Annotated in this window: 13 protein-coding genes and 1 tRNA gene; 8 read left to right on the top strand and 6 right to left on the bottom strand. The window is 57.2% G+C overall.

Features of this window, described 5'->3' with window-relative positions; all coding sequences use genetic code 11:
• The first annotated feature begins 2 nt into the window (after nt 1-2).
• Nucleotides 3-1,091 carry an AI-2E family transporter gene (locus BLU07_RS09665; protein ID WP_092386414.1) on the top strand — a complete coding sequence of 363 codons (1,089 nt, stop codon included), beginning with the start codon at nt 3-5 and terminating at the stop codon, nt 1,089-1,091.
• Nucleotides 1,092-1,108: 17 nt separating this feature from the next.
• Here the strand turns inward: BLU07_RS09665 and BLU07_RS09660 are convergent, their stop codons facing one another.
• Nucleotides 1,109-1,573 (bottom strand): peroxiredoxin, encoded by a 465-nt coding sequence (locus BLU07_RS09660; protein WP_092386412.1) that lies wholly within the window; start codon nt 1,571-1,573, stop codon nt 1,109-1,111.
• An 11-nt stretch (nt 1,574-1,584) separates the two neighbouring features.
• Nucleotides 1,585-2,142 (bottom strand): glycine cleavage system protein R, encoded by a 558-nt coding sequence (locus BLU07_RS09655; protein WP_092386410.1) that lies wholly within the window; start codon nt 2,140-2,142, stop codon nt 1,585-1,587.
• 179 nt (nt 2,143-2,321) lie between these two features.
• Here BLU07_RS09655 and dapA point away from each other — a divergent pair, with 179 nt between their 5' ends.
• From dapA to BLU07_RS09625, 6 genes are all read left to right on the top strand, one after another.
• A complete protein-coding gene (gene dapA / locus BLU07_RS09650) occupies nt 2,322-3,197 on the top strand; it encodes a 4-hydroxy-tetrahydrodipicolinate synthase (protein WP_092386408.1) in 876 nt (291 codons plus the stop codon).
• A 34-nt stretch (nt 3,198-3,231) separates the two neighbouring features.
• Nucleotides 3,232-4,341: an outer membrane protein assembly factor BamC gene (bamC, locus tag BLU07_RS09645; RefSeq protein ID WP_157719167.1), complete on the top strand. Its 1,110-nt coding sequence runs from the start codon at nt 3,232-3,234 to the stop codon at nt 4,339-4,341.
• Between the two features lie 15 nt (nt 4,342-4,356).
• Nucleotides 4,357-5,124: an MBL fold metallo-hydrolase gene (locus tag BLU07_RS09640; protein WP_092386404.1), complete on the top strand. Its 768-nt coding sequence runs from the start codon at nt 4,357-4,359 to the stop codon at nt 5,122-5,124.
• A gap of 48 nt (nt 5,125-5,172) precedes the next feature.
• The gene (purC, locus tag BLU07_RS09635) at nt 5,173-5,886 is read left to right on the top strand and encodes a phosphoribosylaminoimidazolesuccinocarboxamide synthase (protein ID WP_092386402.1); all 714 of its coding nucleotides are present in this window, start codon (nt 5,173-5,175) and stop codon (nt 5,884-5,886) included.
• A 54-nt stretch (nt 5,887-5,940) separates the two neighbouring features.
• Nucleotides 5,941-6,030: transfer RNA gene (locus BLU07_RS09630), tRNA-Ser, on the top strand.
• A gap of 535 nt (nt 6,031-6,565) precedes the next feature.
• On the top strand, nt 6,566-9,061 hold the full coding sequence (locus BLU07_RS09625; RefSeq protein WP_092386400.1) for a vWA domain-containing protein: 2,496 nt from the start codon (nt 6,566-6,568) through the stop codon (nt 9,059-9,061).
• Between the two features lie 52 nt (nt 9,062-9,113).
• Here BLU07_RS09625 and BLU07_RS09620 read toward each other — a convergent pair whose 3' ends face one another.
• From BLU07_RS09620 to epmB, 3 genes are all read right to left on the bottom strand, one after another.
• A complete protein-coding gene (locus BLU07_RS09620; protein ID WP_092386398.1) occupies nt 9,114-11,180 on the bottom strand; it encodes an EAL domain-containing protein in 2,067 nt (688 codons plus the stop codon).
• Between the two features lie 54 nt (nt 11,181-11,234).
• Nucleotides 11,235-13,046, bottom strand: coding sequence for a hypothetical protein (locus BLU07_RS09615; RefSeq protein ID WP_092386396.1), 1,812 nt, complete (start codon nt 13,044-13,046; stop codon nt 11,235-11,237).
• A gap of 161 nt (nt 13,047-13,207) precedes the next feature.
• Nucleotides 13,208-14,233 (bottom strand): EF-P beta-lysylation protein EpmB, encoded by a 1,026-nt coding sequence (epmB, locus tag BLU07_RS09610; RefSeq protein ID WP_092386394.1) that lies wholly within the window; start codon nt 14,231-14,233, stop codon nt 13,208-13,210.
• A gap of 93 nt (nt 14,234-14,326) precedes the next feature.
• On the opposite strand from epmB, the gene efp reads away from it, so the two are divergent.
• The gene (gene efp, locus BLU07_RS09605) at nt 14,327-14,893 is read left to right on the top strand and encodes an elongation factor P (RefSeq protein WP_092386392.1); all 567 of its coding nucleotides are present in this window, start codon (nt 14,327-14,329) and stop codon (nt 14,891-14,893) included.
• A 137-nt stretch (nt 14,894-15,030) separates the two neighbouring features.
• Here efp and BLU07_RS09600 read toward each other — a convergent pair whose 3' ends face one another.
• Nucleotides 15,031-15,804 (bottom strand): M48 family metallopeptidase, encoded by a 774-nt coding sequence (locus BLU07_RS09600; RefSeq protein WP_231701620.1) that lies wholly within the window; start codon nt 15,802-15,804, stop codon nt 15,031-15,033.
• Nucleotides 15,805-16,095: the final 291 nt, after the last annotated feature.

The following is a 16,095-nucleotide window of genomic DNA, read 5'->3' as shown; positions in this document are numbered from 1 at the left end:
GCATGATGAAAGTTTTCAGGAATTGGGTTCACAAATATTTCTCGGATGAAGAGGCGGTGGTGCTGGCAGTAGTGCTGGCGCTCGGGTTTGCCATCATCATCACTTTTGGCAGCAAACTGGCGCCCCTGCTCACCGGCCTGGTTCTGGCCTATCTGTTGCAAGGCATCGTTACTCTGTTCAAGCGCTGGGGATTGCCTCACTGGCTGTCGGTATGGCTGGTGTTCTTGCTCTTTCTGGGTGGTCTGGGCACGGTGTTCGGAGTGGTCATACCTTTGGTCTGGAAGCAGATGGCGGCGCTGTTCAATGAGTTGCCGCGTATGCTGGCGGAATGGCAGTCGCAGCTCATGCACTTGCCCGAACGCTATCCTGCCTTTGTGTCGGAGGGGCAGATCGAGCGGTTGATTCTGACCGCCAATGCCGAGTTCGGGCAGTTCGGCCAATGGCTGCTATCCCAGTCTCTGGCCAGCTTGCCGATGCTGTTGAATATCATCATTTATCTGGTATTGGTGCCGATTCTGGTATTTTTCTTTCTGATGGACAGTAAAAAGCTGGGTGACTGGCTGGTCAGTCGGCTGCCGGAAGAGCGCCGGCTAATGGTGGAAGTCTGGACTGAAATGAATCAGCAGATTGCCAACTACATACGTGGCAAGGTCGTCGAGATCATCATTGTCGGAGCCGTTTCCTACATCTGCTTTGTTGTGCTCGGGGTTAATTACGCGGCCTTGTTGGCGGTGCTGGTCGGTCTTTCTGTGTTGGTGCCCTACATTGGTGCTGCCGTGGCCACTATTCCGATCGCCATGATCGGATTGTTCCAATGGGGTTGGAGCAGCGAGTTCCTTTCCCTGATTGTGGTGTACGGAGTGATTCAGGCGCTGGACGGCAATGTGCTGGTACCGGTGCTGTTTTCCGAGGCGGTCAATCTGCACCCGGTGGCGATTATCGCGGCAGTGTTGATTTTTGGAGGCCTGTGGGGGTTCTGGGGGATTTTCTTCGCCATACCGCTGGCCACCTTGTTCAAGGCCGTGCTCTATGCCTGGCCACGTGGCGTGGAGGCCGCGGGCAGTGAAGAAGAGAGCGTGGAGCAGGCCTGATACCTGCTCCGTGGTGATCACAGTGCCTGTGCTGCCTCCAGTACCTCCTGGGCATGGCCTTTGACTTTGACCTTGCGCCATTCCTGTCGCAATACGCCTTGGGTATCGAGCAAAAAAGTGCTGCGCTCAATTCCCATATACTCCTTGCCATAGAGCTTTTTCAGTTTGATCACGTCGAAGTGCTTGCACAGGGTTTCATCGGGATCGCTGATCAGATCGAAGGGGAAGCCCTGCTTGGCCCTGAAATTCTCGTGTACTCGCAGGCTGTCTTTGGAAACACCGAAGATGACCGTATTGGCTGCTGCAAAGTCAGCCTCGCGATCCCGGAATTCCTGGCCTTCAGTTGTGCACCCCGGTGTATTGTCCTTGGGATAGAAGTAGATCACTACGTTCTTGCCCGCCAGGTCGCTGAGGCGTACTTGCTGATCGCTGGTGGCCTGGGCGGTAAAGTCCGGTACAGGCTGGTTGACAGCAATGCTCATGCTGAGTCTCCTTAATGCAACGGACGCCAGGGTTCAATCACGGCGTCCAGGTTGAGTTCATCGCAGAAATCAAGAAATTGCTCACGCAGCCAGCTCAGCTGGGTTTCGGCCGGTATTGCTATGGTCAATGACAGATTGATCATTGCTGTGCCGGTATGTTGCGCCAGATAGGTAAAGCTGTTCAGTTCTTCAATGCTGATGCCGAGTAGCTGGAAAAACTGACTCAGCTCTGCCAGCAGCTCGGGGCGCTGGGCGGCGGTAACAAAAACATTGTAGGGCAAGGTTTGCGGCCGATCCTCAATCGGCTGGCTGCGGCCAATTGACAGGCTCAGTTTTTCTCGCTTGGCAATGCCGGGTAGCAGGCTCTCCAGGCGAGCAAGCGCATCCCAGGGGCCGCTAACCTGTAATAACAAAACCGAACAGCTGCCATGTCGGCTCATACGGCTACTGACTATCAGGCAGCGCTGCTCGACACAGAGCCGGGCCAGTTGCTGGGCCATGGCAGTCGGTTCGCTGCCCATGGCATTGATGACCAGAAACTGCTCCCGTTGGCTGGGCGGTGTTGTCATGAAAATCCTTTAATGAATCGCGTGGTGTGGCGTTTCGGAGCGCCATCGGTCGAGGTGCTATTGTCCACCTCGCCGGCCATTGATTCAAGCAGGGGCTGTCCGCTGAAGTGCCGCGTCCCTTGTGCTGGCAGCACGGCGAAAGTACCATTGGCGTTTACTGTTCATGCTGGAGTGTTGGAATGATTGCAGGCAGCCTGGTGGCATTGGCTACCCCCATGGATTCCCGTGGCAACCTGGATTGGCAGGCGCTTGCTCGGTTGATCGATTTTCACCTGGAGCAGGGCACCGATGGTATCGTTGCCGTGGGCACTACGGGGGAATCGGCTACGCTCGATATGGATGAGCATAAAGAGGCCATTCGACGGGTTGTCGATCAGGTCGCCGGGCGTATTCCGGTGATTGCCGGGACCGGGGCCAACTCGACCCGTGAAGCCGTCGAGTTGACGGAAGCGGCTCGCAGCGTGGGCGCCGATGCCTGTCTGCTGGTGACGCCGTATTACAACAAGCCGACCCAGGAAGGTCTGTACCAGCACCACAAGTTCATTGCCGAAGCTGTAGCGATTCCCCAGATCCTCTACAACGTTCCGGGGCGTACCGCCGTGGATATGTTGCCCGACACGGTTGAGCGTCTGGCTGACATACCCAATATTGTCGGTATCAAGGAAGCCACGGGTGATATGCAGCGTGCTGCCGAACTGGTCGAGCGCGTGGGTGATCGTCTGGCGATCTACTCCGGCGATGATGCCACCGCCGTTGAACTGATTCTGTTGGGCGGCAAGGGTAATGTGTCGGTCACTGCCAATGTTGCTCCCAAGGCCATGCATGACCTCTGCGTCGCAGCTTTGGCCGGCGATGCCGATACTGCCCGACGCCTGAATGAAGCACTGATGCCGTTGCATCGCTTGCTGTTTATCGAATCCAATCCGATACCGGTCAAATGGGCGTTACAGGAAATGGGCTTGATCGGCGACGGTATTCGTTTGCCGCTGACTCCATTGAGTGAACGCTGCCATGCGCCTGTCAGAGACGCACTGCGCGACTGTGGCCTGCTTTGACCTATCGGTAACCATGTCTATCAAGGAATACATCATGAAACCTGTGCTCGGTGCACTGTCTCTCGTTATTGCCGGCAGCCTGACGGGCTGTGGTTACCTCATGGGTGACGATGGCTTTTTCCGCGACCGCGGAGCGGATTATCAGATTTCTCAGGTTGAGCCGCGTATCACCATTCCTGACAGTCTGGACAGTAAACCCCTGGGTGACATGTTGCCGGTCCCGGGGAATGTGGTTGATGGGGCAGCGGAGAGCTTTGAGGTGCCGCGCCCCGAACCGATGCAGGTAACTGCGGGTGGCTCCAACTACTCATTGCAGCAGGATGGCGGGCGGATCTGGCTGCAGAGCCAGGATTCACAGGCCGCATCCTGGCCGCTGGCGCGTCAATTCCTGAGCGATTACCGCGTTGGTCCGGCGCGGACAGATGCTGACCTGGCCGTAGCCGAAACCGAATGGCTGAATTTTGCCAGCCGTGCCGACAATACACTGGTACGGCGCCTGGTGCCGGCCGTGGGTGAAGGTCGGAGCACACGAGGGCGTGACCACCGTTTTCTGCTGCGAATCGAACCAGGCGTTCAGCCTGGCTCCAGTGAAATCCATGCCCTGCACATGACCCGTTCTGCCGGTGGTGACTACAGTGACTGGCCGGAGCGTTCAGAGAACGCCAATCTCGAGCGCACCCTGTTGGCTGAACTGGAAAGCTACCTCAATCAACTGCAGGAAGGTGGCGCAAATTCACTGGCTGCCCTGGAGCGTGAGCCGGCTGATATACCTGTGTCCCTGGATGAGGATGGCGCCGGTAACCCGGTTCTCAGTCTGCAGACCGAGTTTAACCGTGGCTGGTCACTGGTTGGCAGTGCTCTGTCGCGGGCAGAATTACCGGTAGCAGATATCAATCGCAGTGCCGGGGTTTACTATATAGATGCGGATGCGGTGGCTCGTGCAGAGCAGTCGGAAGCTGGCTTTTTCTCGCGCCTTTTCCGTCGTAGCCCACCCCCGCCCTCGGATGACAATGATCGTCTGCAGGTCCGCTTGACTCAGGTCGGTCAGCAGGTACTGGTCAGTGTTGATCGCAGTATTGATACCGCGGCTGATCCGGGCCAGGCTCGCGAGTTGTTGACGCGGATTCGCGACAACCTGAACTGAAGGCAGCAGGCACTGGTGCGTTATTGTTCATTGGGTAGTGGCAGCAAGGGCAATGCAACCGTGATAGAGCATGGGGGTACCCGGCTGCTGGTAGATTGTGGTTTCAGCCTGAGGAGTACCGAGCAACGTCTGGCTGTGGCCGGTTTGCATGCCAGTCAGTTGACCGCCATTCTGGTTACCCATGAACACAGCGATCATGTGCATGGCGTGGAAAAACTGGCTCGCCGTTACAATCTTCCGGTATTCATGACCGCAGGCACCCGGCACGCTCTGGGGCTGGGTACCGAGGGCATCGAGACGCTGGCACTGGATCGCAGTATCGAGATTGGTGATTTGCGGGTCGAGTCCGTAGCGGTGCCGCATGATGCCCGTGAGCCATGCCAGTTCATTGTCGAGAATGACACCACCCGGTTTGGTCTGCTGACCGATACCGGCATGATTACACCGTGGATTATCGAGCGCTATCAGCAACTGGACGGTCTGCTGCTGGAAGCCAATTATGATCCGGATATGCTCGCTTCCGGCCCCTATCCGCCGCGACTGAAAGCCCGGGTCGGTGGCCAGCATGGTCATCTGAGCAATCAACAGGCCGCCGGGTTGCTGGCTGAGCTGGATCGCCAGCGGCTGAAGCATCTGGCAGTGGCGCATATCAGTGAAAAGAACAACCATCCCGACCTTGCCCGTGATGCCCTGAGCGGCGTCCTGGCGGACTGGTCAGGACAACTTCTGGTGGCCTGCCAGAACCAGGGTTTGCCCTGGCAGCCGATCCATCAGGCCGCCTGACTATTCAGCACTTAGAGCACCTACTGCGGACCCCAGGAGCCGCCGATCATGGAAAAACGTAACGAACTCTACCGAGGCAAAGCCAAATCGGTGTACACCACTGATGATGCTGACCGACTGATTCTTTTGTTCCGCAACGACACTTCTGCCTTTGATGGCAAAAAAATCGAGCAGTTGGAGCGCAAGGGTATGGTCAATAACCGCTTCAATGGCTTTATCATGCAACAGCTGGAGGCAGCGGGTATCCCCACCCAGTTTGATCGGCTGTTGTCTGACACCGAGTGCCTGGTGAAGAAGCTCGATATGATTCCGGTGGAATGCGTGGTACGCAATTACGCCGCCGGCAGCCTGGTCAAGCGCCTGGGCGTGGAAGAGGGCATGGCCCTGGTACCGCCCACCTTTGAATTGTTCCTCAAGGATGACGCCAAGGGCGACCCTTTCATCAATACCTCGCACGTGGTGACCTTCGGTTGGGCTACCGCCGAACAGCTGACGCGCATGCAGGAGCTTACCCTGCAGGTTAACCAGGTATTGACCCAACTGTTCGATCAGGCCGGATTGATGCTGGTCGACTTCAAGCTCGAGTTTGGTCTGTTCCATGGCGAGATCGTACTCGGCGACGAGTTCAGCCCTGATGGCTGCCGACTGTGGGATAAGGCAACCCGCAAGAAAATGGACAAGGACCGCTTCCGCCAGGGGCTGGGCGGCGTGATCGAAGCCTACGAAGAAGTCGCCCACCGCCTCGGCGTCCCACTCGACTAACCCGTACTCAAACTCTTTTGCACCGCAGGCGTTGCTGCTAGAATGCGCGCCACTGGAGAGTTGCCGGAGTGGTCGAACGGGACGGATTCGAAATCCGTTGTACGGGCAACCGTACCCAGGGTTCGAATCCCTGACTCTCCGCCAGACAGCACAAGGCCCGGCAACGCCGGGCCTTGTGCTGTCTGGCGGATGGCTCTCGGTGAGAACCCTCGTTCGACCGGAGCTTGCACAGCAAGCGGAGGAGCGTCGGAGCGCAGCGACGACGACCCCGTAGGGGTGAGGCGCAAAGCGCCGAATAATCCCTGACCTTTCAGCATGCAAGGTCGCTAATCGTCGTAAGCCGGGCCTTGTGCTGTCTGGCGGATGGCTCTCGGTGAGAACCCTCGTTCGACCGGAGCCTGCACAGCAGGCGAAGGAACAGCGGAGCGCAGCGACGCTGGCCCCGTAGGGGTGAGGCGCAAAGCGCCGAATAATCCCTGACCTTTCAGCATGCACGGTCGTTAACCATCGTAAGCCGGGCCTTGTGCTGTCTGGCGGATGGCTCTCGGTGAGAACCCTCGTTCGAGAATGAAAAGCGAATTGCTTGACCTGTGCTGGAAAAAGCCTGCCACATCAACCAGACTGGTTCGAGAACAGTAGAGTCCAACATAAGCGCTTTAATCCGACCGCAGGAGGATGCATGCAGGGAATCAAGCAGCTCACAGGGGGCATGCTGGCCATGCTGCTAGGCTTGGGCAATGTGGCCGAAGCACAGGCAGAAACGGCTGCGATCATGGTATTTGATGCCTCAGGGTCAATGTGGAATCAGATGGAAGGAGAGACCACACGCATTGAAATTGCCCGCGAGGTAATGGACGAATACTTCAGCAAGCGTGATGCCGCAGAGCCCATCGGAGTGATTGCCTACGGTCACCGCAAACGCGGAGATTGCGAGGATATCGAGACTGTGGCGGCGCTGGGCCGGCATGATCCGCAGGAACTCTCCCGTCACATTCGTACCCTTAATCCACAGGGCATGACACCGCTTACCGCCAGTATGCGCATGGCCTTTGAACAGATTCCGCGTACTGCGGAAGCCGCCGATATCATTCTGGTCACCGACGGGTTGGAAAACTGCTCAGGCGACCCTTGCGAACTGGCGCGTGAGATGTCGGCCTCGGGCATCAATTTGCGGGCCCACGTGGTGGGTTTCGGAATGACCGAAGAAGAAATCGGCAGTCTGTCCTGTGTGGCGGAAGAAACCGGTGGTCAGCTGTTTCAGACCAATTCCGGAGATGAGCTGGCTGCGGCGTTGAGCGCAGTGTCTGAACCGGTTGCCAATATAGTGCTTGAAGGTGTTGATGCCAACACCGGAAATCGGATGGCAGGCGTTATCTGGCAGGTGACGGCATTGGGCGATGCGAGCAGTTCGGAACACCAGGCAAGCGGTTTGAGTACCAGCCTGACACTCGAGCCAGGGGAGTACAGTGTTCAGGCTCGGTCGGGATTATTCAGGGGTGAAGCTGGTTTCTCGGTTGAGCAGGATGGTGTTCAGCAGCTACGGGTAGAACTGCGTGAAGACCTGCCTGAAGTTGATCTCGGCGCGCCCGACAGTGTTGTGGTGGGTGAGGAATTTACCGTTACCTGGTCACCCAATCATCACGAACGCGACTTTATTACTGTAGTGCCGCTCGGTGCCGATGAAGGCGAGCGCAACCAGTGGCAACGTATCCGCAATAACAGCTCGGATACGCTGCGAGCACCGGGTGAGCCAGGCCAGTATGAGGTGCGTTACGTGACTGACGAGGGTCGTCGAACGTTGGCCAGTCACACTTTTGAGGCGGTTGCCAGCAGCCTGACAATCAGCGGTCCGGAAAGCGCCGTTGCAGGGTCAAGCTTTGATCTGGAGTGGAGTGAGAGCATCAATCGTCGGGATATGGTGGCGATTGTGCCGGCGGGGGCGGACGAAGGTGAGCGCGGCACCTGGACCCGGGTTGGCTCCGCCATGTCCACCAGCCTGGTCGCGCCTGCCGAGACGGGCATGTATGAGTTGCGTTATATCCTGGATGAAGGGCGCAGCACTCAGGCCCGGGCTGCGATCGAGGTGACCGCACCCGTGGTCGACATTTCGGGTCCGCAAAGCGCCGTTGCAGGGTCAAGCTTTGACCTGGAGTGGAGTGAGAGCATCAATCGTCGGGATATGGTGGCGATTGTGCCGGCGGGGGCGGACGAGGGTGAGCGCGGCACCTGGACCCGGGTTGGCTCCGCCACGTCCACCAGTCTGGTCGCGCCTGCCGAGACGGGCATGTATGAGTTGCGTTATATCCTGGATGAAGGGCGCAGCACTCAGGCCCGGGCTGCGATCGAGGTGACCGCACCCGTGGTCGACATTTCAGGTCCGGAAAGCGCCGTTGCAGGGGCGAGCTTTGATCTGGAATGGAGTGAGAGCATCAATCGTCGGGATATGGTGGCGATTGTGCCGGCGGGGGCTGACGAGGGTGAACGCGGTACCTGGACACGGGTTGGCTCTGCGACCGCCACCAACCTGGTTGCGCCAGCTGAACCAGGCATGTACGAGTTGCGCTACATTCTGGATAAGGGCCGCAGCACAGTGGCGAGTGCGCCTGTTGAGGTGGTTGCTGCTGAAGTCTCTCTGGTTGCTCCGGACGTAGTCCGCCAGGGTGAGCCTATGCGGGTGAGCTGGTCGACAATCATTCATCGCCGTGACTACGTTGTAATCGTTCCACTCGGTGCTGATGAAGGGACTCGTCCAAGCGATTACTGGCGTCGGGTAGCCAGCACCAATCAGCATGATTTTGCTGCCCCGCAACAGGAAGGGCTGTACGAGGTGCGCTATGTGCTCAATGAAGGCGGTAAAACTGCTGCCAGTACTGTTGTCGAAATCGTTGATGCAACAGCGCAAATCGATAGCGGTGCGGAACTGAAAGCGCCGGCGAGTGGCCAGCCCGGTGACACGGTGGTGGTGACATGGACTGGCGGCTCCGATGGCGCTGATCAGCGAATTGCCCTGGCCGGTGCGGAGCAGCAGGATTTCACCTGGATCGAGGCGCAGGCAACAAACGAAGAAGGTGAGTTAAGCTTCGTTTTGCCTGCGGAGTCAGGTGTTTACGAGTTCCGGTATCTGGATATCCGGGCGCAAGAGGTGCTCAGTCGAGCGATCATTGAAGTTGAATGAGAAATAAAAAAGGTGGCATTTGCCACCTTTTTTTGTCGTGCCTGCAGCCCGTCTATTCCGCAGTAAAGTCGTAGTTCATGCTGTCGCTGGGCGCTTGCAGGTAGTTCCCCTGAATGTAATTAACCCCTGTTTGCCAGAGCGAAGGCAGCATGGTTGCACTGTCAACGCAGGGGACTACGGTCAGCTTCCCTTGATTGTGCAGCGTCATGATCAGCTCTTTGAGCTTGTTGACCGCTTCGGGCGTTGACAGGTTCTGGCTGAAAGAATTGTCAACTTTGACCATGTCGACCTGCAAATGCTTGAGTGCAGCAAAGGGGTTGAGTGCGCAGCCAAAGTGACTCAGGGAGACCTGGCAGTGAATGCTTTTCAGCGCTTCTGTCAGTGCCTTGGCCTGTTTCATGTAGGTGTTGGCGTCAGCATCATTGAACTGAAAGATAACGGCATCGGATGGCAGGCGTTTGCTTTTCAGTTGTTCGGCAATCCACTGTGGCATTTCCATGTTTTGCAGGCTTGCGGCACTCAGGTTGATCAGTAGCCGAGTTTGCCCCCCAGTGGTTCGTTTCTGGCAAAGCTGGTTGATGGCCTCTGTGACTACCCAGCGATCAATGTCGTCAGCCATGCCTGCCTCTTGTGCGGTAGGCAGAAACTCGGCAGCCGGAACTTCCTCACCCTGAGCGTTGAGCAGGCGCAGGTAGGCTTCATAGAGCTCACCGTTGTCACCTTGCAAACTGACCACGGGCTGAAATTGCAGCTGAAAGCCGTTGGTTTCCAGCGAATGTTGAACCAGGGCAATAAGATTGCCCCGATTGGCTTCGTGAGCCAGTTCTTCGAGTGGGTTGAAAATCTTGATGTTGTTGCCGCCACCGCGACTGACCTGTTCAGCCAGGCGCAAGACACGGTTAATGATCAGGGAGGGATCGTGATCATTCTCATTGAGTGATGCAACGCCGACGCTCAGGGTAACTTGCACGCTACGTCCTGCTGCTTCGAACAGATTTGCCTCGACCTGGCGAAGCAACGCTTGCAGGGTATCCTGCAGCCCCTCGGGCTCCTGGTTCTGCACCAGCACACTCAGGGCATCGTCGCCAAAGCGCGCCATCAGGGTGCCCTCGGCAAAGCTCTGACGCAGTATTTGTGCGAGGTCGGCGAGTACCAGATCGGCACCACCAATACCGAGTTCGGTTTGCAGGCCATTGAAGGCATCGATGGTCAGATAAACCAGCGTGCTGGGATTTCCTTCGCGAACCACCTGTTCGCTGATACGTTCCAGTTCTTCCTGGAAATGACTGCGATTGAACAGACCGGTCACCAGATCCTGGCTGGCCATGGCTTTGAGTTTTTCCTCAAAGTCTGCGCTGGCTGTTTCGACCCGGATTACAACCTGGGTGCACGGCTCACCGTCATAATTGGCCGGCGACAGGGTAAGCATGACGGGGAATTCCTTGCCGTCAATGTCCTTGGCATTGCAACGCAATTCATTCTGGTCCGCACGTTCCTGATAATGCCGCAAGAAGCTTTTGAAGCCACTCTGATCCTTGGTTGCAATCAGACCTACCATGGGTTCGGCGGCAAGGTCATCCGGGTCGTCATAACCGAACAGGCGGACATAGGCGCGATTGGCGTAAATATGCATGCCGTCATGTACGTAGGCGATAGCATCCACCGAGCTGTCAAGCAGCAACTGACAGCGCTTTTCCACTTCTTTCAGGGTCTGCTCGGCAATTCGAGCCTGACGCCGCGCCTGCAGGCTGGATAACTCGCGCTGTACGACCAGGGTCAGGAGCTTCTCCGCACTCAGGGGTACGGCATCCTGCATGCCCTGGCGCAATGCCTGGGTAGAGGCATCGGTATCGGCTTGCTCAAGCAGCAGAATAATTGGAATGTCACGGGTCTGACGGATCAGGTTGCAGGCGTCGCTGGCTTGCATGAATGATGTTTTTGGCAGGGCCAGGCACAGGTCCCAGGACTGCTGCAGACTTTCCTGCAAATCCTCTACAGAGGATACTCGGTGGGCACGAGTGGCATGCCCCGCATTACGCAATACGCTGACCAGGTGCTCGGCATTGTTTTGCGAGTCATCAAGGATCAGTAGCCGGATTGCCTGTTGTTCTGTGCCCATGCGTATCCAGTATGGTGGCGCATCTGCGCCGTGCTAAAAGTCGGGTCGTTGAATTTACAGAGACTTCCACAAAGAGTCAAAATCATCCTCGCTGACCAGCGAAAGGCCGGAACCACTGGCAGGCGCGTTGGCCTCTTTCCGGGCAGCGGCTTTGGCTGCTTCGTTTTCCAGTAGCTGGTATTCGAACTGACTGAAGCTGCCGGTGGCGGTGACGCGATCCACCAGGTGTGCACGACTTTCCCGCCCACCCGACAACAGCATGACTTTGTTGTGTACCTGAAACGGCATTCGCGGCGTGATCAAGGTTGCCGGGCGGTCAATGGCAACGACCTCAGGCAGCATCAGGCCGCGCAGGTATTGACTGGGCTCGCCGGACTTGGGTAGCAGCTTGACGGCGCAGGGCGTGCAGTGCGGTGCAACCAGCTCGATACCCATTTGCGTACCACCACCACGAACCTGGCGAATCCAGCGGACGACGGCCAGACTCCAGGTGTTGTCGGTATCTTCCTGAATGCTGAGCAATTCCCCGGCTTGCAGTTCCTTTGGAACATCCTTGGGCCAGGTCAGGCAGAAACCTCCAGGGCTGTGGTTGACGATGGGCAGGCTGTGCACCGGGTAGTCGTTGTCTTCTTCTTCGGCGCCGCTGGGGGAGTCGTCATAATTGATTTCCTCGACCCCTCCACTGGATGGTGTCCAGTCAACTGTCTGGTCACCATCCAGGGTGTTTGGTCCAGCCCATCCTTCCTGTTTGTGTCTGCGAGCGGCATCCGAGAAAGGATTGAGTTCAAGATCGTCGGCATCAACGAAATTGGCAAAGCTGGTTTGCGCAATACGGAAATGGGTGGCACTTATACCGATACTGACACGCAGCTTGCCCCGGCCAGGCACCCGGTTGAAGGTGCGCTCGGCAAGATCTCCCCAGGACTGGCTCAGGTGTTGCAGCAGCTCGATGCCCAGATTGTCCGGTACCTTGAGCGGGCCACGACTCTCGCCGCCGTTGAGCATATAGTCTTTGAGGCCATCCACCAGCGCGCTGGTATCCATGGCCAGGCTCTGACTGAGGTCTTCTTCGCTGATCAGCGAGCGGTAACGGGGCGGGCAATCCATATCGGGATTGATAATGAACAAGCCCCGGCCATCGCTGGCAGGCAGCAGCTGTGCATGCCGGCTCCAGTCTTCGAGGATGGTGAACAAGCGGGCCATGGCGCTCTGGCGCATCTGATTGGGCCGTGCAGACCCCATCAGCAGGGCTGTAAGGTAGGCCTGCTCGATGGTCATGGTCTTGCCATCGATGGCTTCCTTGTCATCGACTTTCTGTTGGTGCAGTTTGCGCTTGCGCGCCAATTGATACAGTTGGTGCAGTTCCAGCCAGACACCATCGGCGACGGGGCAATACAGTTGATAGGCGCGCAGCAGTGGGCCGCAGAGTCCGCGCATGGCGCGCTGAAGGGCCAGCGCCATGAGGTTGTTGTAATCGCGCGACTTGAGAGATTTTTCCTGGGCCACTACGATCTTGTAGCCATTCGCCAGATGGTTTTGCAACGCCTGCGAGAGATTGGCAACCTTGCGTGGCTTGTCCGATAGCACGATCGACTGGCCGAGGTAGTATTTGGCCAGGGCATTGCAAACGTAGTGTACTTCCTGGCGGATCTTCTCCAGCATCTGCAAACGGGTTTCCGGCGCAATATCGAGCTGATTCAGTTCGATCAGCCCCTGGTAGAGTTGGCGCGCGGTCTCCCCGATATTGGCTTTCGGCAGGTTTTCCAGCCAGCGGGTAATGCCTTTTTCGCTGCTTTCTGCAAAGCTCAGGGTCTTGAGCGTTTGCTGCGGAATACGCAGATTGATTTTCTGCTGTGTGCTATCCATAACATCCGTATCCAAGCTGGGGGCCTTGGCCTGATTGCGATCACTGTTTGATGGTGAAGACTTCCAGAATCTCTTTATCACTTTAGCAACTAAATGTCCGATGTGCCTGAAGCCTGGTGAGGCCCACTGGGTCTGTTGAGTTGAGAGACAGCAACATAGCCTCAAGCATAGACCAGATCCACTGGAATGGGCACTTTGGCGGGTTGTCCTGCGACTTCCCTCACCAGCCTGGGGACCATGAAACCCGGCAGTTTGATCAGCAGTTGCGCCATCAGCCGGGTTGCGGTCGCCTCATCCACCAGAAAGTGTTGTGCCCCTCTTACGTGGTCAAGCATATGCAGATAATAGGGTAAAACGCCAGTATCGCCTAGGTTTTCGCTCAGGTCGCATAAATCTGTCAAATTATCGTTGACTCCCCGGAGCAATACTGCCTGATTCAACAACATCACCCCGGCCTGACGTAGTTGCTGGATGGCGTTGCGTTGGGCTGTACCGAGCTCATTGGCGTGGTTACAGTGAAGTACCACGGTAAGCGGCAGTCGGGTGGCGGTCAATGCCGTGATAAGGGATTCAGTGATGCGCTGAGGCAACACTAGCGGCAGTCTGGTGTGTACACGCAAGCGACGTACATGGGGGATTCCGGCAATTTCCGTGGTCAACCAGGCCAGCCTTTTGTCGGTGGCGATCAGCGGGTCGCCGCCACTGAGGATCACTTCCTTGATGCTGTCGTCCTGGCGGATGTAATCCAGAGCCTGGTGCCATTCCGTGGTACTCAGGTTGTTGTCGGCATAGGGGAAATGCCGGCGGAAACAATAGCGGCAATTGACTGCGCAGCCGCCGCTGACAATCAAGAGCAAGCGTCCATGGTACTTGTGTACGATGCCGGGTTGCGGGTTGCTGTGTTGCTCACCAAGGGGGTCGCTGACGAAACCGGGGTGTTCCAGAAGTTCGTCGCCCAGCGGCAGGATCTGGCGTAGCAAGGGATCATGCGGGTTGCCGGGTTGCATCAAGTCAATAAAGGGTGTGGGCACGCGCAAGCGGAAACTCTTGTCGGCAGCAACAGCGGCGGGCAGCAAGTCGAGTCCGAGCTGGAGCCGGGTAAGCAACTCGCGCGGATCGGTAACGCTGTCGGCGAGGATGTTTTGCCAGCGGGCAGGCTCAACAGCGGCTGAATATCCATGTATCATGTTCGTTTTTCCGCGCAAGGGTGGCTGGACATCGGTCGGCCGGTTCGACGCGCTACCGCATCTATCCACACACAAAAGTGACTGGGAAGCATTATGGCCAATTATTCTACCAATGAATTCAAACCGGGGCTCAAGGTGATGCTCGACGGCGATCCATGCTCCATTCTGGAGAATGAGTACGTCAAGCCGGGCAAGGGGCAGGCGTTCAATCGGGTCAAGGTCCGGAATCTGATGAGCGGCCGGGTCAACGAACGTACCTTCAAATCGGGTGACAGTCTGGAAGGCGCTGATGTAATGGAGCGCGAGATGGAGTACCTGTACGCCGATGGTGAATTCTGGCATTTCATGGCGACTGATGGTTCTTTCGAGCAGGTCGGTGCTGATGAGCGGGCGATAGGTGAGTGCAAGAACTGGATGAAAGAGCAGGTGGTTTACAGTGTCACCCTGTTCAACGGCGCGCCGATTGCGGTAGCCCCACCAAATTTTGTCGAGCTGGAAGTGGTCGAGACTGATCCGGGCGTGCGCGGTGATACGTCGGGTGGTGGTACCAAGCCGGCCACACTGTCCACCGGTGCGGTGGTCAAGGTGCCGTTGTTTATCAATACCGGAGAGGTGCTCAAGGTCGATACCCGTAGCGGAGATTACGTGGGGCGTGCCTAGTCAAATGACCCGGTTTTGTGCAGGACGCTGAAGGCATGGAGCAGCTATCAAGGATGCCGCTGCTTTATTTGCCTGTTGACGCAATGCTCAATTGGCAGAGCTGCCTCTGACGGCATGCTGGTGTTGTGGCGCGCTCTTCAGCGCGCCTGTTGATAGAGTGGTTGGACCCGTGGGATGGTTTCTCGCAGGGTCTGTATGCGCCCCTGTGGTGAGGGGTGGGTACTGAGAAAGGCTGGCGGCGAGCCGCCGGAGGCTGCTGCCATTTTTTGCCACAGGCTGATCGAGGCTTCCGGGCTATAGCCGGCGCGAGCTGCCAGCTCCAGCCCGATCAGGTCAGCTTCTGTTTCATTGCCACGACTGTGCGGCAGCATCAGTCCATATTGCACCGCGGCATCCGCAGCCTGACGGGTGCTCTCTCCCAGCCCCAGCAAAGCCCCCACAACCTGTGTGCCGGCTTGTGCCGCGTACGCGCGGGAAACCGCTTCGCGGCCGTGTTCGCGCAGGGCATGTGCCATTTCATGCCCCATAATCTGCGCTATTTCGGCATCGGTCAGTTCCAGTCGATTGACGATGCCACTGAAAAACAGGATCTTGCCTCCGGGCATGCAACTGGCATTCAGTTGCTCATTCTCGATCACATTCACTTCCCACTCCCAGTTGCGTGCATCCGGACGGAAATACTCTACCTGGGGAATCAGGTCGTCGGCGATGCGTCGCAGCCTGCCGACCAGGGCCGCATCGGTATTCAGTACATTCTGGCTGCGTGCCTCGGTAAGCATGCCGAAGTAGGATTCAGCGGCCATCTGGTTCACCTGGGCGCTGGACAGGCCACCAAACATCATTTGCTGACGCTCTACACCGACGGTTCCACCTTGTGTGGTTTGTACCGTCTCACAAGCAGTCAGGGTCATCAGTAAAGGAACAGCAATAAGCAGATGGAGCCGCATGAGAGCCTCAGCATAATGGTTTGGGGCAGAATAAAAGACCCTTGCAATGCTGACAATGTCAGGCTGTTGCAAATGGACGGTAAGTCCTTTTACGACCATGCAGAATTGGCTAAATTCCCTGTGCGGCGGTGCAGTCCGCCTATAATCTGTGAAGCAGTGTTGCGGGTAGCGAAAAAAATCATGCAATCAATGCTGCAGCTTTTTCGGTGGCTGTCGATATAGTCAGAGTCCGTTTGCTTTCTTGCCCGAGGTAGC

This window comes from Halopseudomonas salegens, assembly GCF_900105655.1.
In the GTDB taxonomy this organism is placed as follows: domain Bacteria; phylum Pseudomonadota; class Gammaproteobacteria; order Pseudomonadales; family Pseudomonadaceae; genus Halopseudomonas; species Halopseudomonas salegens.
Note: the sequence above shows the minus strand (reverse complement) of the source record. Positions and strands in the feature narration are given on the sequence as shown.